Origin of the sequence: Streptomyces sp. NPDC051286 (assembly GCF_044455345.1) — a bacterium.
In the GTDB taxonomy this organism is placed as follows: Bacteria; Actinomycetota; Actinomycetes; order Streptomycetales; family Streptomycetaceae; genus Streptomyces.
Genome location: NZ_JBITER010000002.1, coordinates 92,490 through 115,896, shown reverse-complemented (window position 1 = coordinate 115,896; position 23,407 = coordinate 92,490). Strand labels below are relative to the sequence as shown.

Sequence of the window (23,407 nt, the reverse complement as noted above, 5' to 3'; positions counted from 1 at the left end):
AGTGGCGGTCCTTGACGAGGAGCCGCCGGCTTTCGATGGCCTCCTGGCTGATCGGCAGGGGCGGGGTCGAACGGGTCTTACGGACGGCCCAAGGCCGGATCAGCGGGCCCCCTTCGGGTCGAGCGCGTCCCGCACGCCGTCTCCGAAGAGGTTGAAGGCCAGCACGGTGATGAAGATGGCCAGACCCGGGATCACCATGAACATGGGGTCGGACTCATATGTGTTGACGGCCTTCGAGAGCATCTGGCCCCACGAGGCGGTGGGCGGCTTCACGCCGGCACCGAGGAAGCTGAGCGCGGCCTCCGTGAGGATGTTCGTCGGGATCATGAGGGTGGCGTACACGGTGATCGGCGCGACCAGGTTGGGCAGCAGCTCGCGCCACAGGATGTAGAAGCGTCCGGCGCCCAGGCTGCGGGCCGCCTCCACGTACTCGCGCTCCCTGAGCGAGAGGGCCTGGCCGCGGACGATTCGGCCGACGTAGGGCCAGCCGAAGAAGCCGATCACCAGCACCAGCGCTCCGACGCGGACGCTCGAACCCTCCAGGCCGAGGAGCTCGTTGGGGAGTACGGAGACCAGGGCGATGGTGAAGAGCAGCTGCGGGAAGGCGAGCATCACGTCCATGACCCGGCTGATCGCCGCATCGACCCAGCCGCCGAAGTAGCCCGCGACGATGCCGATGACCGTGCCGAGGGCGACGGCGACCATGGCGGCGAGGAAGGCCACGAGCAGCGAGATGCGTGCGCCGTAGACGATGCGGCTGAACACGTCACGGCCGTTGACGGGCTCGACTCCCAGCAGGAAGTCGGAGTTGATGCCGCCCCAGGAGCCGATCGGGGTACCGAAGAGCGGGTCGATCTTGTCCTCGTGGAACTCGTTCGGCGGATGCCCGAAAGCACTCACGATCACCGGCGCGAGGAGCGCGACGGCAATGAGGAAGAGCACCACGAATCCACCGGTCAGCGCGAGCTTGTCACGCTTGAGCCGGGACCAGGCGATCTTCCACGGGGACCGGCCCTCGATCGCCTTCTCGGGGACATCCGCGGCGACATCAACGGCCGCGGTCTCAGCGGCTGTCGTGTCATGCAGTGGTGCCGTCATCGTGGTGGGACCCCTCTCGGCCGGCTGTGGTCGGCCCGCGCCCGCCGCTGTAGCGGCTTGTTCACATCACAGGTGCAAGTCGCACGTTTGGTGCGGGTGGTACGGAAGATGCAGGTGGTTCGAGTGGAGCAGTTCAACTGGTCCAACCAGAAGCCGCAGGTCGCACAGGGCGCCGAACGCTTCTTGTTCCGGGGAGTCTTCAACGCGTCGCGGATCACCCGCCAGCCCTGGTGGGGAATGGATGCGCAACCGTGATGTGACCAGCTGGCTTCCGTTATCCGGACGCCGTGATCGCCCCAGCGAACCAAGTCGGCACTCTTCGCCCAGATCGGACAGGTACCCCAACAGGGTTCATCCCGGCGCCAATTGGCAGGCGCCCGGGCCGGTCAGCCGTGGACCGGGGGGTAGCCGTAACCAACGGCGGGAGCGGGCGCGACGTGCGCCTCGCGGTCGTAGAACGGGCGGGCGTTGGCGCGGAGCCACATCGCGACCGGGTCGTACTCGTCGGACATCGCGACGGTGGAAACGGGCAACCCGTCCGGGACCGCGCCGATCGACTGCTGCATCATCGCGCGCACCGCGTCGACGGATGTCTGGCTCGTTTCGTAGAGATCGAGACCGATGGCGAGGTACGGCACCCCGAGCGCGGGCTGCACCCAGGCCCGGCGCAGGGAGCGGATCGCGGGGGTGTGATGGGCGTTCTGCGAGAGCAGGGCGTAGAACTGCGGGATCTCGATCGCCGGCTCGGTGAGCCGGAGCGGTCCCGCGGGCATCCGGTCGAGACCGGTGGCGATACGGCGCAGATCCAGCCACGGGATGCCGACGCCGCCACCGGGGGCGTGCGGATTGAGCCAGATGCCCCAGCGGTCCGGGAAGAGAGCGCGCGCGATGTCGAGTCCGGTGACTACTTCATGGGCCCGGTTCCAGCCGCTGGCCGAGAGTTCCTGGGCGGAGGTCACACAGGGCGCGTAGCCCAGCCCGTCGACCTCGATGTTTCCGTACTGGGCGTCGGGCGAGCCCGCCCGGCCGTGCCAGAGCAGCATCCAGATCCGGTCGCCGGCGAGCGCCCGGAGCAGTCCCTCGTACGCGTCGTAGCGCCCGGGCGTCACTTGGCGCAGCATGTGCTCGACCTGCCCGGCCGCCGCGGTGCCTGACGCACTCACCCTGGGTCCCGCCCCTCTTCGATCCACTGTGTCGGCCTGCCGCTCCCGGGGCACACGGGTGCGGCTCGGTGGCCGAGGCACTAGCCATCAAACCAGCTTATGCGGCGCCCCTGACACCGACTTGACGCGCCTGAGGTCGATGGTGTCGCGCCCGCGATCCCCGGACTCGGGGACTCCGCGCTCCCGTGCCCCTGCCGGCAGACTCTGCCCCGCCTCACCGCCCAGCACGCCCGCTCGCCGCGTCGGCCAGAAGCCCTGGCAGCTCCGTCCCCGAGCTCTCAGCTCCGGCCGAGCAGGGGAGACCCGTCCAAGGACCTCCGGCCGCCTTGCGACCGCACGCACCAGCCGCCAGGCCCGCCCTACGGGCGGACGGCGCTCCCTTCGAAACACGCCTAGGAAGGTGCTGACGATCTTGGCCGGATCAGCGAGCGGCGTCTGGTGCGTGCAGCTGCAAGGCGCCGAAGCGGCCTCATAGCGGAGCTATCAGGCCGCTTCGGCAACGCCGCAGATGTGCGTGCAAGGCGTCGGGAGCCCGGCCAAGATCTTCAGTGCCCTTCTAGTAACCCTCGCGCTGGTAGAACGGCCGGATCCTGGCCCGCATCCAGTCGGCGACCGGGTCCTGCGCCACATCGAGCAGGACCAGATTGACCGGCCAGGGCACCTCGACACGGCCCAGCGCGCGGCCCAGAGCGTCCATCGGGGCGTTGCGCCCCGCGCCGTCCCAGGTGGAGAACTCGACGCCTATGAAGAGAACGGGATCGCCGCCCTCGATGCTGGCCAGCGTCCGGCGGGCGGTGCGCACGACGCCGCTCTCCTCGAATTCCCCGGCCGCGGCCGCGAGGAAGTCGACGGGCTCCTCCTGCCAGTCCGGCTCGTAAAGCCGGACCCGGCCGCCGGTGGCCGGCCCGTCCAGCGAGGTGCGTCCGGCGCGGCAGAGCTCGGCGACGGCGGGCGGCGGCAGCGGCATGCCGACGACGCCGCCCGGGTTGACCGCGATGCCGAGCTGCGGGGGCAGCCCGCGGGCGAATTCGACGGCGGGCGCCACGGTGAAGGACATTTGGGTGCCGACGCACTGCAGGAACTGATGTTCGGAGCTGAAGACGGGAACGTACGGAGCGCCCTCGATCTCCACCGTCGGCAGATCGAGCGACGGGGCATCGGGGCCCCCGCCGTTGGGAAGCGGCACCCAGACGTGACTGCGGCCGAGCACTTCGACGAGCCGACCGCCCGCCTCCGGGCTGCCGAGCGAGGCAACCAGCACCTCTTCGAGCTCATTGGCCGGCCATCCGCTCTGCGGATGGTTCTGGACCGGTGCCGGAATGTCCACTGCGCTGCTTCCCCTTCTCACCCGAGTCTTGCCGCAGAACAGTAACTCCGGCGCACCCTTCCACGCTGACGGACGACCGAGCACCAAAAGGCTGTCCCGTCCCTCAGTCGTCGGCGAACGTGATCCGCGCCAGCATCCCGGCCGCCTCCCGGTCCAGCAGCACCGCCGAGGAGCAGCCGAGCGGCAGGGCGCCCGCCTCGGTGTTCCGCAGCAGCCGTCCGACGGCCCTGCGGTGCCGGGCGAAGGCGTATCCGGAGATTCCGCGCCCACGCTCGCGCTGTCCCTCCCTGGCTTCCTGAGGGGTGACGTCGAGCAGCACGAGATGCAGCGTGCGGCCGCGGCGCCGTGCATGCCGGGCCAGCCAGCCCCGCACCCATGTCTGGGTCCCGCAGTCGTGGACGACGATGGACTCACCGGAGCACAGCGCCCGCCACAGCCCCCAGTAATGGGCGACGCGGACCAGCGGGCGGTAGAGGGCGTACGGGAGTAAGCGGGGCACCCGCTGCGCCCAGCGGTCCCGGGTGTCCTGGGAGTCGATGGCCCGTACCGCCACCGCCCGCCGGATCAGTGTCGACTTTCCGCCTCCGGGCAGCCCGGAGACCACCACCACATCGCCTGTCGCGAAATGGAGCCCGCGCGGGCTGCGCCCGGCGCGCTCGCGCAGGTCCCGCACGACGGGCGCATGCGTGCCCGGCAATTCCCGGGCGCGTGCTCCCGGCTGCGCGGGCATCGCGCCGTGCGCGACCCCCGCGGTCGTCGCGTACCGCTGCAACGTCATCGCCCTCCCCCTGTCGGGTCACCCACGCCTGCCCAAGAAGTGTAAAGAAAAGGTAATGCGAGACAACCGTCCCACTACTTGTCCCGTGCATGGGGTACCGACGCCCCCACCCTTCCCCGATGCGTGCGATGATGACCCGGCCAACTGCATAAAGGCCGCTTGAATCCGCGCGGGAGAGCTCCGGCCACAGTGTGTGCCGGGCGCCGAAGGAGCAAGATCCTCCCTTGAATCTCTCAGGCCCCGTACCGCGTGGATGAGGCAGATCTGAAAAGCGAGTCGCCCGCGGCTCCACCCAAGGTGCAAGCCGAACCCCCCGGGGGTCTCTCGGCGAACCTCTCAGGTTCCGATGACAGATGGGGAGGAGATCGTCCTCGTCGTCATGCCCTGGGAGCCACACCTATGAGCAACGCCCCCCGTCTCACCGCCCTCGACGCCCTGCACCGCTCGCTGGGCGCGACCATGACCGACTTCGCCGGCTGGGACATGCCGCTGCGCTACGCCAGTGAGCGCGACGAGCACAACGCGGTGCGCACGAAGGCGGGCCTCTTCGACCTGTCGCACATGGGTGAGATCACCGTCACGGGCCCGCAGGCCGCGGCGTTCCTGAACTTCGCGCTGGTCGGCAACATCGGCACCGTGGCCGTCGGCCGCGCCCGCTACACGATGATCTGCGCCGAGGACGGCGGCATCGTGGACGACCTGATCGTCTACCGGCTGGGCGAGACCGAGTACATGGTCGTCGCCAACGCCGGGAACGCACAGATCGTGCTGGACGCGCTGACCGCCCGCGCCGACGGGTTCGACGCCGAGGTGCGTGACGACCGCGACGCGTACGCGCTGCTTGCCGTCCAGGGCCCCGAGTCCCCCGCCATCCTGGCCTCGGTCACCGACGCCGACCTGGACGGTCTGAAGTACTACGCGGGTCTGCCCGGCACCGTCGCCGGTGTGCCCGCGCTGATCGCCCGTACCGGTTACACCGGCGAGGACGGCTTCGAGCTCTTCGTCGCCCCCGAGCACGCGGAGCAGCTCTGGCAGGCCCTCACGGCGGCAGGCGCCTCCCGTGGCCTGATCCCGTGCGGTCTGTCCTGCCGCGACACGCTGCGCCTGGAGGCGGGCATGCCGCTGTACGGGCACGAGCTGACCACCGAGCTGACCCCGTTCGACGCCGGTCTCGGCCGGGTCGTGAAGTTCGAGAAGGAGGGCGACTTCGTCGGCCGCAAGGCCCTGGAGGCCGCTGCCGAGCGCGCCGAGACCGCCCCGCCGCGCAAGCTCGTCGGTCTGATCGCCGAGGGCCGCCGGGTGCCGCGCGCCGGCTACCCCGTTGTCGCCGAGGGCCAGGTCATCGGCGAGGTCACCTCCGGCGCACCGTCGCCGACGCTCGGCAAGCCGATCGCCATCGCATACGTGGACGCCGCCCACGCCGCGCCCGGGACCACGGGCGTCGGAGTGGACATCCGGGGCAGCCACGAACCGTACGAGGTCGTCGCCCTGCCGTTCTACAAGCGCCAGAAGTGACGCAGTCGCGTCTCACACCGTAAGACCACCGTTCATCAGCACTCCCCCGCGTACAGGAGAATTCAGGACATGAGCAACCCCCAGCAGCTGCGTTACAGCAAGGAGCACGAGTGGCTGTCGGCCCTCGAGGACGGTGTGGCCACGGTCGGCATCACCGAGTTCGCGGCCAACGCGCTCGGTGACGTCGTCTACGCCCAGCTCCCGGAGGTCGGTGACACGGTGACCGCGGGCGAGACCTGCGGCGAGCTCGAGTCGACCAAGTCCGTCAGCGACCTGTACTCGCCGGTGACCGGCGAGGTCACCGCCTCCAACCAGGACGTCGTGGACGACCCGTCGCTGGTGAACTCCGCTCCCTTCGAGGGCGGCTGGCTGTTCAAGGTACGCGTCGCGGAGGAGCCGAAGGACCTGCTCTCCGCCGACGAGTACACCGAGTTCTCCGGCAACTAAAGACTCCAAGGGACCACCTGATGTCGCTTCTCAACTCCTCCCTCCACGAGCTGGACCCGGACGTCGCCGCCGCCGTCGACGCCGAGCTCCACCGTCAGCAGTCCACCCTCGAAATGATCGCCTCGGAGAACTTCGCTCCGGTCGCGGTCATGGAGGCCCAGGGCTCCGTCCTCACCAACAAGTACGCCGAGGGCTACCCGGGCCGCCGCTACTACGGCGGCTGCGAGCACGTCGACGTGGTCGAGCAGATCGCCATCGACCGGATCAAGGCGCTGTTCGGCGCCGAGGCCGCCAACGTCCAGCCCCACTCGGGTGCGCAGGCCAACGCCGCCGCGATGTTCGCGCTGCTGAAGCCGGGCGACACGATCATGGGTCTGAACCTGGCCCACGGCGGTCACCTGACCCACGGCATGAAGATCAACTTCTCCGGCAAGCTCTACAACGTGGTCCCCTACCACGTCGACGAGACCGGCGTCGTGGACATGGCCGAGGTCGAGCGCCTGGCCAAGGAGTCCAAGCCGAAGCTCATCGTGGCCGGCTGGTCCGCCTACCCCCGTCAGCTGGACTTCGCCGCCTTCCGCCGCATCGCGGACGAGGTCGGCGCGTACCTGATGGTCGACATGGCGCACTTCGCGGGCTTGGTGGCCGCGGGTCTGCACCCGAACCCGGTGCCGCACGCCCACGTCGTGACGACGACAACGCACAAGACCCTCGGCGGTCCGCGCGGTGGCGTCATCCTGTCGACGCAGGAGCTCGCCAAGAAGATCAACTCTGCCGTCTTCCCCGGTCAGCAGGGTGGTCCGCTGGAGCACGTGATCGCGGCCAAGGCGGTCTCGTTCAAGGTCGCGGCGACCGACGAGTTCAAGGAGCGCCAGCAGCGCACCCTGGACGGCGCCCGCATCCTCGCCGAGCGTCTGGTGCAGCCGGACGTCACCGAGGTCGGCGTCTCCGTCCTCTCCGGCGGTACGGACGTGCACCTGGTCCTCGTCGACCTGCGCAACTCGGAGCTGGACGGCCAGCAGGCCGAGGACCGGCTCCACGAGCTCGGCATCACGGTCAACCGGAACGCCATCCCGAACGACCCGCGGCCGCCGATGGTCACCTCCGGTCTGCGGATCGGCACGCCGGCCCTGGCCACCCGTGGCTTCCAGGCCGAGGACTTCACCGAGGTCGCCGAGATCATCGCGTCGGCACTCAAGCCGTCGTACGACGCCGACAACCTCAAGGCCCGCGTGATCGCGCTGGCCGAGAAGTTCCCGCTGTACCCCGGCCTGAAGTAGTCCGGGTCACTTTTCGCACGTTTGGGGCGGGGCACCACGCACACTGGACAGTGAGCGCGGTGCCCCCACCCTTGTCCCGCCTCTCTTCGGACCGACCGGTCCGTACCGCACCGCCCGGCAGACAACGGCGTCTACCAACCCCTTAGGAGTCACACCGTGGCCATCTCGGTCTTCGACCTGTTCTCGATCGGCATCGGCCCGTCCAGCTCCCATACGGTCGGCCCGATGCGCGCGGCCCGCATGTTCGCGCGCCGCCTGAAGAACGAGGGCCTGCTCGCCCACACCGCTTCCCTACGCGCCGAGCTGTTCGGCTCGCTCGGCGCCACCGGCCACGGTCACGGCACGCCCAAGGCCGTCCTGCTCGGCCTGGAGGGCGAGTCCCCGCGTACCGTCGACGTGGAGTCCGCCGACGACCGGGTGGACGCGATCCGCTCCTCGGGCCGGATCAACCTGCTGGGCATGCACGAGATCGACTTCGACGCCGACGAGCAGTTGGTCCTGCACCGCCGCAAGGCGCTCCCCTACCACGCCAACGGCATGACGATCTTCGCGTTCGACCGCGACGGCGCCCCGCTGCTGGAGAAGACCTACTACTCCGTCGGCGGCGGCTTCGTCGTCGACGAGGACGCGGTGGGCGAGGACCGGATCGTCCTCGACGACACCGTCCTGAAGTACCCCTTCCGCACCGGCGACGAACTGCTGCGGCTCTCCCGCGACACCGGCCTGTCGATCTCCTCCCTCATGCTGGAGAACGAGCGGGCCTGGCGGACAGAGGAGGAGATCCGCTCCGGTCTGCTGGACATCTGGCGGGTCATGCAGGCATGCGTATCGCGCGGCATGGCCCGCGAAGGCATCCTCCCCGGTGGCCTGAAGGTCCGCCGCCGCGCCGCGAACACCGCACGCCAGCTGCGCGCCGAGGGCGACCCGCAGGCTCACGCGATGGAGTGGATCACCCTCTACGCGATGGCGGTCAACGAGGAGAACGCCGCGGGCGGCCGCGTCGTCACCGCCCCGACCAACGGCGCAGCCGGCATCATCCCGGCCGTGCTGCACTACTACATGAACTTCGCCGCGGGCGGCGCCACCGAGGCCGAGAAGGAGGACGGCGTCGTCCGCTTCCTCCTCGCGGCCGGTGCCATCGGCATGCTGTTCAAGGAGAACGCCTCGATCTCCGGCGCCGAGGTCGGCTGCCAGGGCGAGGTCGGCTCCGCCTGCTCGATGGCCGCGGGAGCGCTCGCCGAGGTCCTCGGCGGCTCCGCCGAACAGGTCGAGAACGCCGCCGAGATCGGCATGGAGCACAACCTGGGCCTGACCTGCGACCCGGTCGGCGGTCTCGTCCAGATCCCGTGCATCGAGCGCAACGGCATGGCGGCGGTCAAGGCGGTCACGGCGGCGAAGATGGCGCTGCGCGGCGACGGCACCCACAAGGTCTCTCTCGACAAGGTCATCAAGACCATGAAGGAGACGGGCGCGGACATGAGCGTGAAGTACAAGGAGACTGCGCGCGGCGGGCTCGCGGTGAACATCATCGAGTGCTAGGGGAATGGGCCCTGACCAGCGCGTTCGTGTCTTTCGGCGCTGTCAGGGCCTTCCCTGCTTACGCGGCGGAAAGTCCCTGGAATCTCCCTGAGACAGACGTGAAAGTCCCTGAATAGTCCCTGGGATGTCCCTGCCACGGCTCACTCTTGGGGGTTAGGCTTGGCCGCCTGCCGAAGGACTCGGCCCTTGGGGCACCTCAGCGTGTGGAGTGCGTCGGTGCACGTGGTCAGGTAGCGAGACGTACGCATTACGACACCGCGAGCGATCATGTCGTCTGGTGCCGCGTAGTGCTGCTGAGCGCCATTCAGCCTGATCAGAGCACGTGCGACAGGTTGTCCTGTGCTGCGTCATATGACGTCATCTATAAGGGTGTCCGGCCACCGCGAGCGCCCAGGCCACGAACTTTGCTGCCTCCACGTGCTCGCTACGCCCGTCGTCGCGGGGGAATAACTGGATCGGCTTGGCGCCCAGCCGTTCCGGAGCTGGCGAACTCCGCGCAGCAGCTCGCTCATCGGTGAGATGGCCGGGAACAGAGTTCCTTGGCTGGCCACAAAGGCACTATGGTGCCTCGGGAAAGATCAGCTCGGGGGAGGCGCCGGTGCTGCCGCACCAGATGCAGTATGCACAGAGCAAGTTTAGATCGCTGATCGAGGGCAGCTCTGGCAACGAGTTCGAGAAACTCTTCCACCGGGTCATGGAACTCCGGCACGAGGACTACGTGCCGATCCGTACCGCAGGCTCCATCGGAGACCTGGGCGGCGATGGTCTGAGGACAGTGGGGCGGCGCCTCTACGCTTGCTACGCGCCGGAGACCTTCAACGTATCCGAGGTTCGCGGCAAGTTCCGCGGCGACGTAGAAAGCGCCATCATCCAGCGCCCCGAGCAGTTCGACATCTTTGTCTTCGTCCACAATGACCAGCGCGGGGGCATCCATCCGGTCATCTCGGGACTGCTCATGGAGGCGGGCAAGGACCATCCACGCATAGCGTTCCAGCAGATGGGTCCGCAGAAGATCTGGCACGAGGCGATGTTTCTCGACCGCTTGAGGATGGAGCACCTGCTCGGCGAGGCGATCCCAGTCGAGCTGGTCGCGTACAGGATAGGCATGGCGGAAATCGAGCCACTCCTCAAGCACCTGGCCGATCACCGCCAGCACGATGCGTCGACGGGCGATGTGCCGCTTCCCACCACCCACAAAGTCGACTACAACGAGCTGTCTCGCCAAGCACGTCAGGTCCTGCAGGCCGGCAGGCCGTACGGCTACCTGGTCGAGCAGTACTACAGAGAGGGGCTGGATCTACGGGAGCGGGATGAGGTCGCGGACAGCTTCCGCGCCTACTACCGCCGAATGCGCAATGAGCACGGCGACGACGCGGACGAGATCCTTTGGCAGATGCAGCGCTACGTCCTGGGGCAGGAAGCTGCCCGCTGGGAGCGCGAAGAAGCAGCGAAGGCGGTTCTTGCTTACTTCTTCGACGAATGTGACATCTTCGAAGTACCACCACCTGGGTGGCAGCCGTCCGTCGACGTAGAAGGAGGAGCAGCGTGATCACCCCAACCAAGGGAGTCTCCCCTGACCGTGCGCTCCTCGCCGTCGGGGCCCAGATCGCCGTGCAGCTGGACCGCCCGCTTACGGTCAGCCAGACCTGGGCTCGACTGCGCGAGTGGCGCCGTGAGAACGGTCATCCAGCTCCGTTGTCCTTCGGGTGGTTCGTCCTTGCGCTGGACGTCTTGCACGCGCTCGGCATTGTCGATCTGAACAACGAACTGCTCACCAGGGGGACCGCCCATGCTGCGCCAACTGCGCGCTGACGATGAGCGGTTCAAGACGGTCACGTTCCAGTCCGGCTTGAACTTGCTGGTGGCAGAGACCACCAATGTCTCTCGTTCCACCGACAGCCGTAACGGCTCCGGCAAGTCCAGCATGGTCGAGCTGCTGCACTTCCTACTGGGAGCCCGCGCCGATAACAAACACCTTGTCGCGCGCAAGGAACTACGTAGGACCACCTTCACGCTTAGCCTGGACTGGCCCGAGCTCCGGGAAGAGCTGAACGTCAGCCGGAGCGGCGGAGACGCCAAGACGGTGACACTTGATCCTGGAGTAGCACGTCGGCCGGACCCCACTGCGTTGTCTAGGATCGCTGAGCCGTTGACGCTGAGTCTGCCGGAGGCAGACGAGCCAGAGACGCTGCCGGTCACGGTTGCAGGTCCCCAAACAGTTCAGCTCACCGAGTGGCAGGCACTCATCGAGGAGAATCTCTTCGGACTGGCTGGAGACCACCCAGGGGTCAGTGGCCGCGCTCTGCTCTCGTTCCTAATCCGCCGCGTAGGTGACCACGGGTTCAACGAGGCGGTGCGGAGCTTCGCCCGGCAGCCGGAGGGGCAGGCGGCTCCCAACCTCGCCTATCTGCTGGGCCTTGATTCGGCCCTTGCTGCCCGCTACCAAGACATCTCTGCCAAGAAGAACGCCCGTGACCAGCTCAAGAAGGCAGTCAATGATCCGGTATGGGGTCGGGTGGTTGGCAAAGCCGCGGATCTGCGTGGTGAGATCGCCGTGCAGAGTTCGAAGATTGAGGAGTTGCGGCGACAGATCGCAGCATTTCGGGTTGTACCCCAGTACGAGGTACTCAAGGAGCGAGCGGACGACCTGACCCGCCGCATCCAGGACCTGAGTACGCAAGACATCATCGACCGGCGGAATCTTGACCATCTCGAACGATCTGTAGAAGAGGCGGTCGACCCAGAGGTCCGCTATCTGGAGCAGGTCTACGACGAGTTGGGCGTTACCCTGCCTCAGCAGGCGCTACGGCGATTCGACGATGTACGTGCGTTCCATGCAGCTGTGGTCCGAAACCGGCGCACATATCTCAAGGAAGAGATCGCTGAGACCCGTCAGCGCCTCGACGCCCGCAAGGCTGAACGCGCCCGGCTCGATGATGAGCAGAGCGGAATCCTCAAGGACCTGAACGACGGTGGCGCATTGGAAGCACTCACCACCCTTCAGAAGGCCCTGTCTCAGGAGGAAGCGACCCTCGGCGCGCTGCAGCATCGGCTTGAGGCAGCTCAGACCGTCGAAGCAAGCAGCCGAGAGATTGAGGCGGCCCGCCTGGAGCTGACGCGCGAGGTCGATACAGACCTGCGGGAACGGCAAGAGCAGATCACTCAGGCCACGGTCTTGTTCAATGAGCTGGCCGGCCGACTCTACGGAAGCGGCAGGCCCGCTTACCTTTCGGTCGAGGCCGGGCGGAGTAGTTTGAAGATCACGCCGAAGATCAGCAGCGACGTGAGTCAGGGCATCAACAAGATGTCGATCTTCTGTTTCGACCTCACCATGGCGGTCATTGCCCACCGAGAAGGGCGTGCGCCCGACTTCCTGGTCCATGACAGTCACATCTTCGATGGGGTCGATGACCGTCAGCTGACTCGGGCGCTCGAGATCGCGGTGGACGTCACGGCAGCGGAAGGCATGCAGTACATCGTGACAATCAATGAGGATGACCTCGGCAAGGCCCGCAACCTTGGTTTCAACCCGGCGCCTTACCTCATTGAACCGTTGCTCACCGATGCCTACGAGGGCGGAGGGCTTTTCGGGTTCCGGTTCGAACGGTAGATGACTCGGAGACCGCTCCTCCGTCCGAAGCTTGCCGCCGTCACCGCACCCCGGGGAGCGCCCCGACCAGGGACGTCGATTCGTGAGGATGAGTCAGTCCGGCCTGGAGCGACGCCTCCGTGAACAGAACAGCTAGTGGCTCGTCACGCATCCTTGGCCGGGTAATCGACCTTGCTCTCGCCGACCAGCAGACTGTCTTCAGGACTTGATCTTGGAGGTGGTCGTGGGGCGTCGACCGAGTGTGTTCGTCCGGCCCGTCAGCATGGAAGAGGGCCGCCGGCTGCAGCGGATCAGCCGGACCGCGAAAGATCCGGTGAGGCTGCGGCGGGCGATCGTGGTGCTGATGTCCGCCCAGGGCCAGACGGTCAGGGACATCACCTCACTGATGCAGGTCGGCGAGGACTACGTCCGCGATGTCATCCACGCCTTCAACGAGCAGGGGTTCGACGCGCTGGACCCAAAATGGAGCGGGGGACGCCCCAAGACGATCAGTGACGAGGTGCGCGTGCACATCTGCCTGATCGCCCGGACGTCCCCCGCCGACTGGAAGATCACAGCATTCTCCACCTGGAGCCTGAGCAAGCTCGCCGAGCACCTGGCCAAGCACAAGGTGGTGGCGACGGTCAGCCGGGAGACCCTGCGCCGGATCCTGCGCGCCGGCAAGATCTCCTGGAAGACCACCACCACCTGGAAGGCGTCCACCGACCCGGAGTTCATCGCCAAGATGCACCGCGTCCTGGCGCTGTACGACACCCCGCCCGCCGACGGGCGGGTGATATGCGTCGATGAGTTCGGGCCGCTGAACCTGATGCCCCGCAAGGGCAAGGCGTGGGGGCCGGTGAGGCGTCCGCGCAGGCTGCGGGCCACCTACAACCGCTACGGCGGCGTGCGGCAGATGCTCGCCGCCCTCGATCTGGCCACCGGCAAGCTGTACTACCGCATTCGCCCGCGCAAGCGGTGGCGCAAGTTCCTCGACCTCCTCAAGGCCCTGCGCGCCCGCTGGCCCGGGCAGAAGCTGTATGTGGTGCTGGACAACTTCTCCCCGCACAAGCACGCCAAGGTCCGCACCTGGGCGGCCGACAACGACATCGAGCTGGTCTTCCTGCCGACCTACGGCTCCTGGCTGAACTGGATCGAGGCCGAGTTCGCGGCCCTGCGCTACTTCGCCCTCAACGGCACCGACCACCGCAGCCACGATGAGCAGAACGCCGCCATCGCCGCCTACGTCCGCTGGCGCAACGCCCGTGCCGAACCGAAGACGACCTTCGCGCCCGACTCACCGATCCGTTCATGGACCGATTACCCGGCCAAGGCTGCGTGACGAGCCACTAGGGGGCCGCTGCCGAGGGCGATCACCTGAGGGCCTGCCGCATCCGGCTGTGGCAGGCAGCCGAGCACCTCCACGCCGCCTACCACGCCGCTCCGCACCGGGTCACCGGCCGCCTTCCCACCCGGGAGGCGTGCCGGGCCCGCCTTCCCGAAGGCGCCCCCGACCTCACGGTGCGCCAGCGCCACTTGGCCACCGCAGCTCGCGTCCGCCGTGGCCACACCCCGGCCGACCTGCGCGCCCCCTTCACCGGCCTCACCCGCCACTGACCACCGGAGCACCACCGCCATGCACTCCCGCACCACCCGCGCCAGCGCCAGTCCGCTGTTCGTCCCCCGCAAGACCGACCCCCGCACGGCACGCGCCGCCCGCGACCAGTTCGCCGCCGCCCGCGACAAGGCCCGCCACGCCGCTTGCTCTGAAGCTCGCCCTACCGAGACCGGCAACGATCCCGCTGCGCGCCAGCTACCCGGCCGCCGGACGCCCCGGCCCCGCCTCCGCCCGCGGCGGCCGTCTGGGGCTCCCCGCCCACCGGATGACCACCGCCACCGCGTCCGGCGCCTACCCCTTCCTCGCCGAGGGCGGCCTGGGCGCCCAGGGCATTTACGTCGGCCGTGACGTGCACGCGGAGGCCGCCTTCACCTACGACCCGTTCGCGCTGTACGGGCAGCTCGACGGCTTCACGAATCCGAACATCCTGCTCGCCGCGGTCATCGGCATGGGTAGGTCCGCCCTGGCCAAGTCCCTCGCCGTGCGTGCCGTGGCCTTCGGCTACCGCATCTACGTGCCCTGCGACCCCAAGAGCGAATGGACCATGGTCGCCCAGGCGTTGGGCGGGCAGACCATCGCGCTGGGCCCCGGCCTTCCCGGTCGGTTGAATCCGCTGGACGCCCCCGCCCGGCCGTTCGTCGTCAGCGAGGACGACTGGGCGGGCGAGGTCCGCAAACGGCGCCTGCTTCTCCTCGGCTCACTCGCGAAGACGGTTCTGCGACGCGACCTGCACCCCATGGAACACACCGCCCTGGATGTGGCACTCGGCCAAGCAGTCACGCACGCCGAAGCCGCCGGGACCACCCCGCTGCTCGGCGACGTGGCGTATGTGCTGGGCTCGCCCGAGCGGCTCGACGCCGTACTCGGTGACCTGTCCGGACGCCTCGGACGGGCGGCCGAGGACCTGGCCCACGCGCTGCGGCGCCTCGTACACGGCGACCTGGCCGGCATGTTCGACGCGCCGAGCACCGTGGCGTTCGATCCCGCCGCGCCCATGCTCTCCATCGACCTGTCCCGGCTCGGCGGTGCCGGGGACGACACCACACTCGTCCTCGCGATGACCTGTGCCTCCGCGTGGATGGAGTCCGCGCTCGCCGACCCCGCCGGCGGACGACGCTGGGTGATCTACGACGAGGCATGGCGCGTGATGCGGCACGTCGCCCTAATCGAACGCATGCAGAGCCAGTGGAAGCTCAGCCGAGGGCTCGGCATCGCCAACATGATGGTCATCCACCGCCTCAGCGACCTGCTCACCGCAGGCGACGCCGGCTCCCGGGGCCGCGCGCTCGCCGAGGGACTGCTCACCGACTGCTCCACCCGCATCATCTACCGCCAGGAAGCCGACCAACTCGCCTCCGCGGCCGCCCTGCTGGGCCTCACCGGCGTCGAGACCCAGGCCGTCTCCGCTCTCACCAAGGGGCGCGGTCTCTGGAAGGTCGCAGGTCGATCGTTCATCACTCAACATCTGCTGCACCCGCACGAACGCGAGCTGTTCGACACCGACGCCCGGATGCACACCTGAGACATCCGCCCGCGATCAGGCCCCTCCCAAGGGGCCCGCCGCGTCGCGTCGGCCCCCTCTCCACCCGCCGCACCACGCTCTCCGTAAGGGAAGTCACGCCCATGCACCTGCAGCGCACGATCCGTCGCGGCCTGCGCCGCCTCGTCCAGCTCTACGCCGACACCGCCCAGGCCCACACCGCACGCGGGCATACCCACGCGGCTAAAGCCGTTCGGTGCCCTGGCGTCGGCCTGGAACAGCGCGTCACCGTGGCCCTGCCCGGCTGCGGGAATTGCCCGGACGAGGAGGTACCGCCGTGAGCTTCGAGATACGCATCGACACCGGACGGGTCGCCCGGTTGCTGCGGCTGCGCAACGGCCAGGTGTCGCGGCGGCTCGCAGAGCGGACGCAGCGGACGGCACGGAAACACCCGGCGCCATGGGCCGGTACATCGGTTGGAGCGTCGAGGAGGGGCCGAAGGGGCCTCCAGGGAGTCATCGTCTGCGACCAACCGGAAGTAGGTCCTCGACGGCACCCGGACCCAAATCATCCGGCCGCGCAGGAAGAAGGTGCTCAAGTCCCGGCACCTGGCCCAACAACTTCGCCGCCCGCGCGCTGCCGCGAAGGCCGCTGACCTCGAACTGACTATGGGCCGCTGGCTTGAAGGCGGATTTTCACCAACGGTAGAGCTGTCCGTTGCCTGTGTACTTCGGCTGGCCACTGTCCCACTTGATGTCTTCCTGTGGGACGTAGATGATCATATTCCGCTCGCCGACGATGTAGTGAGACTTGTACCTCTTGGTTGGAGGAGCGACTTTGTAGGTGTAACTTGAAGGCTTTTCGTTGTGCCACTCCGACGGCAGCTGAAGATGGTACTTCTTGCCCTTTGAGTACACGAGAAGGTCTGCCTTGAAGGTGCACGTCTTGGCGGTCGTATGGAACTCGACCACGAACTCGCGGGCGTCGCCCTTCTCTAGGGCGACTTGATCGGTGTACGGCTTCCCGAGCTTGAAGCCCTCGCTCACGCGAGTGATGGGGCGGGTGGCGTCGACCATGATTCCCATCGAGACGGGAGCGGCTCCCTCACCTCCATCACCGATCTCTGGCACTCGGAAGAGTGAGCCACCTGACGGGGGCTCACTGCAGACGACATCTCGAAGCTCCACCCCTTGGACCAGAACCGTCGTCTTGTGCTTGCTCAGAACGTTTACGGCTGTCCCAGTACTGGAGACCGGGGTCCAATTCTGCTCCAGCCACTGCCACCCTGGCACCGCTGGGCCAGCATTGTCTTGGAAGATCTGGCCGTTGATCTGGAGTTCGTAAGACGTCTGGCTGGTACGCCAGGGAGCTCCGTAGTACGAGAGACCAGGTGACACCTGGAGGGGCAGTCCGTTGTCGTCAGTGTCTTCCTCCGCCTGGTTCTTCTGTTCGCGGTTCTCTGCTTTCCAGGCGGGGATGAGGGCCAAGCACGCAACGACGAGCCCAAGCAAAGCCACCGCGAAACTGGCGTAGGAGACGTTCATCGCTCGGCGCTCAGTTGCCGTCGGCCCCGGAGCAGGCGAGTGCTGCGGCGGAGGTTGCGGTGTGGTGCCCTGAGTGGTCGGCTGCTGCCCGGGAGCTGTTGAGCCAGTTTGCCCGGGAACGCCTGTCGGTGCTGGAACCCCAGTCGGCGCGGGCGTTCCCGTCGGCGCGGGCGTTCCCGTTGTCGCGGGCGTTCCCGTTGTCGCGGGCGTTCCCGTCGGCGAGGTGGTGCCGGCCTGACCAGCTGCTGGGCCATTCGGCTGCGCATGAGGCGCGCCGCCGGAGGTAGGAGGCGGTGTGGTCATCAGTTTCTCCATCAAGTCGCACGGTTGCGAACTGGCGCTCACGTTAGTGCAGTTGAGCGAAGCTCGAAGACACCCCGTTCCTGGTCACCGCACGCCGCTCGCCAGATCACGGCAGCGATCGAGACGGCCGCTGGTCGCCCGCCATCCGCTTCTTCAACTCCAGTAGGCCGCCACGCTGCCACCGACTAGCGCAGTTTTCCGGCCACCCTTGGCCGACGTGCCGCGGCCTGACCGGCAGGAGTGGCTCCGGGTCACGCACACCGCGCGAGCGCGCGCCGCCGTCACGTCGTCCCCCAGCCTCCCGGCCAGCGCCCCAAGGCGTCAGAGCGAGACGGCAGCACCGAGCCCCCAAGCCGCCTCGGCCAACCCGAGTCGCACGCGCTGATCCCTATTCCCGACACACAAGGAGTCCGGCTCATGACCGTGAAGAAGCTCTGGACCATCGACCACACCTGCGGTCACACCGCAGAGGCCGATCTCGCCGACCGTCCAGCCGACCGGCGTGCCGGATACGCCCGCTGGCTCGCCGGCCGGGACTGCACCGACTGCTGGCGGGCTTCTCGTGAGGAGGACGCCGAGGCCAAGGCCGAGTGGCTCGCGAAGCAGCGGGCGACCGAGCAGACCGAGGCCGAGGCGTGGTCGGATCAGTACCGCATGCCCCCGCTGGACGGCACCGACCGTGCCGCCTGGGCCACCCGCTGTCGCCACCAACTCGTCTCCGCCGCGTACACCGCGCTCGTCGTCGAAGGAACGACGAGTGAGGCGCAGTGGACCGCCATCGAGAACGCCGCTCGGCCCCTGACCCGCGGCGGCTGGTGGCTCGACCACCGCGACGCCGACCCCGCTGACCTGCCCAACTGCTGGAAGCCGCCTCCGCGGGCGACCGACCGAGAACCCGCACTTCTGAGGGGGGCTCCACGATGCCCACCCCGCCCGACATCGTGATCACACGCGATCCGACTGGCAATGTCACCGCCGAAGGCGGAGACGAACCCGCCGTCACCCTCCTCAAGCGCGCGGGCTTCGTCATCGAGACGACGCCCCGATCCTTCTGGTACCGCCTGCCGTGGGACATGGGCGAAGCCCACGAGAACCAGATGGCCAGCCACGCGACCAGGATGCTCAGCGCCACCGGCTACCGCGTCGACCTCGGCCCGGATCTGCACGTCGGCCAGCTCACCACCCCCTCCGATCCCTGGGGCAAACACGTCCACGGCCATCAGATCCTGCGGCTGACCGACGAACTCAACGGCGCCGAGGCGTACGAGACGGCCGCCGATCTCGCCGAGCACGTCCTCGACCCCCACGATGGTGTGCTCGTCCGCCTCAGCGAGTTCTTCAAGGCCCCCGCCGAGCAGGCCAAGACATCCGAGTCCGACGCCGACGGGGATCTGTCGTACGACTTCGGGGCTGCCGCCGTGACGCTCACCGCCGTCGGCGAGGACCTGCACGTCGCCACCGACCAGCTGCGTTCGCTCGATCGTCCGGCGAAGCCGAGCTGGCAGGCGCAGGTCGCCAACTACTACGCCACCGCCCAGCCCACCAAGCGCGCCGGAGGGTCCACCGCCCCGCCCGAGGCGTCCGCTACCACTCCGCCGCCCGGGCCCAGGTCGAATCGGACGCGCTGACCACTCCCCTTCATCAGAGAAACCGTCTCATGTCCTTCCTGCACGAAGAGTGCGGCACCGACGCCGCGATCCGCCGCAAGCCGTTGAGTACCGAGGTGATCACCGAGTGCGGCGACCTGCTCACCCAACTCGCGGTCCAACGCGGCCCTCAACCCCCCTGGCGCAGAGGCCCCAGCGCCGGGTGAATCGCTCCAGGTAGTCAGCTTTCCTCGTCCGAAGAACCGAGAAAAAACCGCTCGATCCGGGATAAGAACCCGCTCCGGACGACGTTCCCAAGACCAACTCAGGCACGATGCCGCAACACACCCCCGAGAGGACCACCGCATGGCCGGCTACATAGAGGACCGATGGCTCAAGAAGCGGCCGGACAAGCAGACCGGTAAGCGTGAGCGAACCACCCTCTACGGAAAGGGCCTGCGGTATCGCGTCAAGGGAATCCCGGGCGTCCAAGACCGCTCGTTCGCCACCAGCGAGGACGCCAAGCAGTGGCTCGCCTCAGCGAAGACCGACTCGGGCCCAGGCGAGTTCGTCGACCCCCGCGACGGCTCGATCTCCATGACCGACTACATCGTGGAGCATTGGTGGCCCGGCCGTACTGATGAGCCATCCACGGCCGGCCCTCTGCGCAGCCGAATCTGGAACCACATCATGCCCCTCGTGGGCGACGTCCCGTTGAAGGACATCGACGCCTCCACGCTGCGGGTGTTCAAGGCGGCCCTGCTGCGTCGCGTCGAAGCGTCGACGGCAGAGGTGATCTGGGGGCACCTCACCTCCATCCTCAACAGCGCGGTGGACGACAAGCGACTCCTCCGGAACCCGGTCAAGGTGCACCAGAGCATCAAGCGACCTCGGGCGGCGGAGAAGAAGGCCAAGGCATGGACGCGCACCGTCGCAGACACCGTCCGGTCCCACCTCCAGGAGCGGTACTGGTTCGCCGTGGACCTGGGGCTCGGCCTCGGCCTACGCCAGGGGGAGGCCTTCGGCCTCGGGGAAGAGGACTTCGACTTCGAGGCCGGCGTCGTCCACGTACGACGCCAACTCTGGTAGGACATCAAAGGACGGCCGCACTTCTGCCTCCCCAAGGGGGCAAGAGCCGCGAGGTGCCCCTCTCCCCGAATCTCGCGGCCCGCGCTCGGGCGCACTTCCGGCGCTTCCCGCCGGTGGCGTGCACCCTGCCTTGGCGGAACCCCGAGGCACCGACGACCGCGCTGGAGGAGAAGCAGCGGAAGCCGATCACGGTGATGCTGGTTCTCACCACCTCGCACGGCAACCGTATCTACTACAAGACGTGGAACGAGCGCAGCTGGAAGCCCGCCCTCGCCGCCGCCGGCGTCCTCAAGGTCGTGGGCGAGAAGGTTCAGCGCCACGGCGCCCGGGTGCGCAGGCACCCCGTCTTCGAGCTGTCCCGGTCGGACATGTTCCACGTCCTCCGGCACACCTACGCCAGCGCGCAGCTGGAAGCCGGGGAGTCCGTCGTCAGCCTGTCGACGTGGCTGGGACACTCCTCCCCAAAGATCACGCTCGACCACTACGCTCACTTCATGCCGGGTTCGGGCTTCCGGGGCCTGGCCGCGATGGATGCATGGCTGGAGCAAGACCTCCAGCACAAAATCCCTCAGAAGTCCCTGCTGGCCGGTTGGACGACCAACTGACCACGAACCCGCAGGTCAAGGACTTGATCAGCGTAGGGGGCAACGTGAACGTGAAGTACAAGGAGACCGCGCGCGGCGGCCTCGCGGTGAACATCATCGAGTGCTAGGGAAATAGGCCCTGACCAGCGCGTTCGTGTCTTTCAGCACGGTCAGGGCCTTCCCTCCCCGGAATGTCCCCGGATCGGCGACGCCTCCAAGGTGGGTGCGCAGGGCCTCTCCTCGGAGTCGCTTCCTGTCTCCTCGTGCCGGCTGTCGGCCGCGAGGACGATCGAGGGGTGGCTCGCGGGGGACCGTGATCGTGCGTGTGGCTGACGCACTGTCATCGAGGTTCGGCGATGTTGGGGGCATGCCGATCACACGTCTCGCCCTTCCGCTCGGCGACACCGAGCGCCCCGTCCCCGTCTGGACCCTCCGGCTCGCCAAGGCTCTCCCGTTCATCGTGCTGCCGCACTGCCTGTGGCGGCTTCCGTTCGCCGTCGGCTTCCAGATGGGCACGATCGATCCGAACCGCCCGCCTATGCCCTGGTGGGCGCCGGTCTACGTCGTCGGGCTCAGTGTGCTCACCGAGGCGCTATGTCTGCTGACCACTGGGCTGGTGGCCGGCTGGGGCGAGGTGTTCCCGCGCTGGATCCCGTTCGTCGGCGGCCGTCGGGTGCCCCCGCTCGCCGTCGTGATCCCGGCGGTCCTGGGCGGCCTGGCCCTGGTGGCGATGTTTGACCTCTACCCGCTCGCCTGGGCGGGCATCTTGCCCGAGGTCGGGTACAGCAACGGATGGTGGATGGCTCTGTCCCGGGTGTGCATCAGCCCGGCGATGTTGTGGGGGCCGATCGTGCTGGCCCTGGCCTGGGCCTATTACCGGCGCCGCCGACCGGCAGCACAATTCGCCGTGACACAGCGCCGTGATCGCCCGACTCCCGGCGGAAGGGTGGGCCGGGCAGGGGCGGGAACGGGGGTTCTGGGGCCGAATGGGTGACCTTTGGCAGCTGTGCTCGTTGGGCTGGGTGATGGGTGTCCGGCCTTGCGGGAAGGGGGCGATGTGGTGGGTGGTGTGCGGGAGCTGGCGGCACCCTTCGTGGTGCCGGGGCCTTGCGGGGTGGCGATCCGGGACCGTCCGGGGCACCTGACTCCCCGGGACGAGGAAGTCCTCCGCTGGGTCGGTGAGCATCAGGGCCGTCTGGCTTCGCGTGACCTCAAGGCTCGCCGTGCGGATGGGGTGGAGCACAGCAACCGATCGCCCGCCGCCTGCATTGATTCGCGAATTCGACTCATTCCCATTCCCTGTTCGTAACGTTCAGACGAGGGGCACCATGGGCACAATTGCGCTTCCAGAGTTCCATATGCCGTTCGAGAGCACGGGTTGCAATCCAGGAATCCAGAAGACCAAACAGGCCGCCTGGGAGTGGGCGGACAATAACGATCTGGTCCTGTCATCGGTTGCTCAGAAGAAAATGGTCCGGACGCGCCCCGAGCTCTGGATATCGCTCATATTCCCGGCCGCTTCGCAGGAACACCTCGACCTCTTCTGCCAGTGGCTGTTCTGGGCGTTCCTGGTCGACGACGAGTTCGACGACGGGCCCGCCGGCCACGATCCGCACCTGTGCGAGGAGGCGATCGCACGGCTGGTGGATGTGCTCGACGGCGCCGGCGCGCCGAACGGCCCCATGGAGCACGCGCTCGACGGACTGAGGCTGCGGACCTGCGAGGGGCGTTCGCCACGCTGGGTCCGGCAGTTCCGCCGGGACACGGTCGCCTGGCTGTGGACGTACTACGCGGAGGCCGTCGACCGGGCCGCGGGGCATGTGCCGAGCATGGCCGACTTCGTGAAACACCGCCGCGATTCGGTGGCCATGCAGCCGTTCCTCGATCTGCACGAGATCACTGCCGGAATAGATCTCCCGGAATCTGCCCGATCACTTCCCGCTTATACCGCGCTGCGCAATTCGGTGACCGATCACTCGGGGCTCTGCAACGACATATGCTCATTCGAGAAGGAAGCCGTCTTCGGATACCAGCACAATATGGTCAGGCTCATTCAGCGGGACCTCTGCTGCTCGGTCCAGGAGGCCGTCAACGAGGCCGGGACCTGGCTGGCGGGGATCGCCGACCGGGTGCAGCGATCGGAGAAGGAACTCGTCGAGGAGATCGAGGCGGCTCGTATCGACGGCCCTGCGCGCGCCGCGCTGGAGCGCTGCATCCAGGACTACCGGGGGCTCGTCCGCGGGGACTTCGACTACCACGCACGGGCGGAGCGGTACACCCGCCCCGACCTGATGGAAATCGACGAGCAGCACGCCCTGTCCCGGAACTTCGCCGCCTGACCGCACGGGCCCGGAGGGCTGGATCCAGCCAGTCGGGCACCGTTCAACCGAAGGCGTCGCCCAGGGGCGCCGGCTCGTCACCGGCGCCCATCAGCGCCCGGTGGTCCGGCGGACCCCGGCCGGGCAGG

23 protein-coding genes, 2 pseudogenes and 1 riboswitch are annotated in these 23,407 nt (G+C 67.9%); of the genes and pseudogenes, 20 read left to right on the top strand and 5 right to left on the bottom strand.

Annotation, left to right across the window (positions count from 1 at the left end):
• Positions 1-99: 99 nt before the first annotated feature.
• The gene (locus ACIBB8_RS03685; protein ID WP_398948815.1) at positions 100-1,098 is read right to left on the bottom strand and encodes an ABC transporter permease; all 999 of its coding nucleotides are present in this window, start codon (positions 1,096-1,098) and stop codon (positions 100-102) included.
• A 123-nt stretch (positions 1,099-1,221) separates the two neighbouring features.
• On the opposite strand from ACIBB8_RS03685, the gene ACIBB8_RS03680 reads away from it, so the two are divergent.
• The gene (locus ACIBB8_RS03680) at positions 1,222-1,353 is read left to right on the top strand and encodes a hypothetical protein (RefSeq protein WP_398948814.1); all 132 of its coding nucleotides are present in this window, start codon (positions 1,222-1,224) and stop codon (positions 1,351-1,353) included.
• A gap of 131 nt (positions 1,354-1,484) precedes the next feature.
• Here ACIBB8_RS03680 and ACIBB8_RS03675 read toward each other — a convergent pair whose 3' ends face one another.
• The 3 genes from ACIBB8_RS03675 to ACIBB8_RS03665 form a co-directional block, all read right to left on the bottom strand.
• Positions 1,485-2,261 (bottom strand): enhanced serine sensitivity protein SseB C-terminal domain-containing protein, encoded by a 777-nt coding sequence (locus ACIBB8_RS03675; protein ID WP_398948813.1) that lies wholly within the window; start codon positions 2,259-2,261, stop codon positions 1,485-1,487.
• Positions 2,262-2,817: 556 nt separating this feature from the next.
• Positions 2,818-3,588: an enhanced serine sensitivity protein SseB gene (locus ACIBB8_RS03670; protein ID WP_398948812.1), complete on the bottom strand. Its 771-nt coding sequence runs from the start codon at positions 3,586-3,588 to the stop codon at positions 2,818-2,820.
• Between the two features lie 103 nt (positions 3,589-3,691).
• Entirely contained in the window at positions 3,692-4,366 is a 675-nt protein-coding gene (locus tag ACIBB8_RS03665; RefSeq protein WP_398948811.1) for an AAA family ATPase, read from the bottom strand.
• A gap of 160 nt (positions 4,367-4,526) precedes the next feature.
• A riboswitch (glycine riboswitch) is annotated at positions 4,527-4,624 on the top strand.
• A gap of 141 nt (positions 4,625-4,765) precedes the next feature.
• Between ACIBB8_RS03665 and gcvT the strand changes: the two genes are divergently transcribed.
• The 11 genes and pseudogenes from gcvT (at position 4,766) to ACIBB8_RS03610 (ending at position 16,175) form a co-directional block, all read left to right on the top strand.
• The gene (gene gcvT, locus ACIBB8_RS03660; RefSeq protein ID WP_398948810.1) at positions 4,766-5,881 is read left to right on the top strand and encodes a glycine cleavage system aminomethyltransferase GcvT; all 1,116 of its coding nucleotides are present in this window, start codon (positions 4,766-4,768) and stop codon (positions 5,879-5,881) included.
• Positions 5,882-5,950: 69 nt separating this feature from the next.
• Entirely contained in the window at positions 5,951-6,328 is a 378-nt protein-coding gene (gene gcvH, locus ACIBB8_RS03655; protein WP_037690095.1) for a glycine cleavage system protein GcvH, read from the top strand.
• A gap of 20 nt (positions 6,329-6,348) precedes the next feature.
• A complete protein-coding gene (gene glyA, locus ACIBB8_RS03650) occupies positions 6,349-7,608 on the top strand; it encodes a serine hydroxymethyltransferase (protein WP_398948809.1) in 1,260 nt (419 codons plus the stop codon).
• 156 nt (positions 7,609-7,764) lie between these two features.
• Positions 7,765-9,147, top strand: a complete 1,383-nt coding sequence (locus tag ACIBB8_RS03645) for an L-serine ammonia-lyase (protein ID WP_398948808.1) — start codon at positions 7,765-7,767, stop codon at positions 9,145-9,147.
• Between the two features lie 598 nt (positions 9,148-9,745).
• Complete coding sequence (locus ACIBB8_RS03640) at positions 9,746-10,696, top strand: ABC-three component system protein (RefSeq protein WP_398948807.1); 951 nt, start codon at positions 9,746-9,748, stop codon at positions 10,694-10,696.
• Positions 10,693-10,959: an ABC-three component system middle component 6 gene (locus ACIBB8_RS03635; RefSeq protein WP_398948806.1), complete on the top strand. Its 267-nt coding sequence runs from the start codon at positions 10,693-10,695 to the stop codon at positions 10,957-10,959. Before ACIBB8_RS03640 ends, ACIBB8_RS03635 begins: the two co-directional genes overlap by 4 nt.
• On the top strand, positions 10,937-12,757 hold the full coding sequence (locus ACIBB8_RS03630; protein ID WP_398948805.1) for an ABC-three component system protein: 1,821 nt from the start codon (positions 10,937-10,939) through the stop codon (positions 12,755-12,757). The genes ACIBB8_RS03635 and ACIBB8_RS03630 overlap by 23 nt, the downstream gene beginning before the upstream one ends.
• Positions 12,758-12,980: 223 nt before the next feature.
• Positions 12,981-14,078, top strand: coding sequence for an IS630 family transposase (locus tag ACIBB8_RS03625; RefSeq protein ID WP_398948804.1), 1,098 nt, complete (start codon positions 12,981-12,983; stop codon positions 14,076-14,078).
• A 20-nt stretch (positions 14,079-14,098) separates the two neighbouring features.
• Positions 14,099-14,353 (top strand): annotated as a pseudogene (locus ACIBB8_RS03620) (DUF6238 family protein); the annotation flags it as partial.
• A gap of 19 nt (positions 14,354-14,372) precedes the next feature.
• Positions 14,373-15,876: pseudogene (locus ACIBB8_RS03615) on the top strand (ATP-binding protein).
• Between the two features lie 101 nt (positions 15,877-15,977).
• Positions 15,978-16,175, top strand: coding sequence for a hypothetical protein (locus ACIBB8_RS03610; RefSeq protein ID WP_398948803.1), 198 nt, complete (start codon positions 15,978-15,980; stop codon positions 16,173-16,175).
• A 354-nt stretch (positions 16,176-16,529) separates the two neighbouring features.
• Here ACIBB8_RS03610 and ACIBB8_RS03605 read toward each other — a convergent pair whose 3' ends face one another.
• The gene (locus ACIBB8_RS03605; protein ID WP_398948802.1) at positions 16,530-17,378 is read right to left on the bottom strand and encodes a hypothetical protein; all 849 of its coding nucleotides are present in this window, start codon (positions 17,376-17,378) and stop codon (positions 16,530-16,532) included.
• 720 nt (positions 17,379-18,098) lie between these two features.
• On the opposite strand from ACIBB8_RS03605, the gene ACIBB8_RS03600 reads away from it, so the two are divergent.
• The 8 genes from ACIBB8_RS03600 (at position 18,099) to ACIBB8_RS03565 (ending at position 23,279) form a co-directional block, all read left to right on the top strand.
• Positions 18,099-18,626, top strand: a complete 528-nt coding sequence (locus tag ACIBB8_RS03600; protein ID WP_398948801.1) for a hypothetical protein — start codon at positions 18,099-18,101, stop codon at positions 18,624-18,626.
• A complete protein-coding gene (locus tag ACIBB8_RS03595; RefSeq protein ID WP_398948800.1) occupies positions 18,602-19,309 on the top strand; it encodes a hypothetical protein in 708 nt (235 codons plus the stop codon). Before ACIBB8_RS03600 ends, ACIBB8_RS03595 begins: the two co-directional genes overlap by 25 nt.
• Positions 19,310-19,338: 29 nt before the next feature.
• A complete protein-coding gene (locus ACIBB8_RS03590; RefSeq protein WP_398948799.1) occupies positions 19,339-19,494 on the top strand; it encodes a hypothetical protein in 156 nt (51 codons plus the stop codon).
• Between the two features lie 139 nt (positions 19,495-19,633).
• Positions 19,634-20,356 carry a hypothetical protein gene (locus tag ACIBB8_RS03585; protein ID WP_398948798.1) on the top strand — a complete coding sequence of 241 codons (723 nt, stop codon included), beginning with the start codon at positions 19,634-19,636 and terminating at the stop codon, positions 20,354-20,356.
• A gap of 53 nt (positions 20,357-20,409) precedes the next feature.
• On the top strand, positions 20,410-20,961 hold the full coding sequence (locus ACIBB8_RS03580) for an integrase (protein ID WP_398948797.1): 552 nt from the start codon (positions 20,410-20,412) through the stop codon (positions 20,959-20,961).
• The gene (locus ACIBB8_RS03575; protein WP_398948796.1) at positions 20,946-21,068 is read left to right on the top strand and encodes a hypothetical protein; all 123 of its coding nucleotides are present in this window, start codon (positions 20,946-20,948) and stop codon (positions 21,066-21,068) included. The genes ACIBB8_RS03580 and ACIBB8_RS03575 overlap by 16 nt, the downstream gene beginning before the upstream one ends.
• A gap of 239 nt (positions 21,069-21,307) precedes the next feature.
• Entirely contained in the window at positions 21,308-21,934 is a 627-nt protein-coding gene (locus tag ACIBB8_RS03570) for a hypothetical protein (RefSeq protein ID WP_398948794.1), read from the top strand.
• Positions 21,935-22,268: 334 nt separating this feature from the next.
• Complete coding sequence (locus tag ACIBB8_RS03565; RefSeq protein WP_398948793.1) at positions 22,269-23,279, top strand: terpene synthase family protein; 1,011 nt, start codon at positions 22,269-22,271, stop codon at positions 23,277-23,279.
• Positions 23,280-23,407 lie beyond the last annotated feature (128 nt).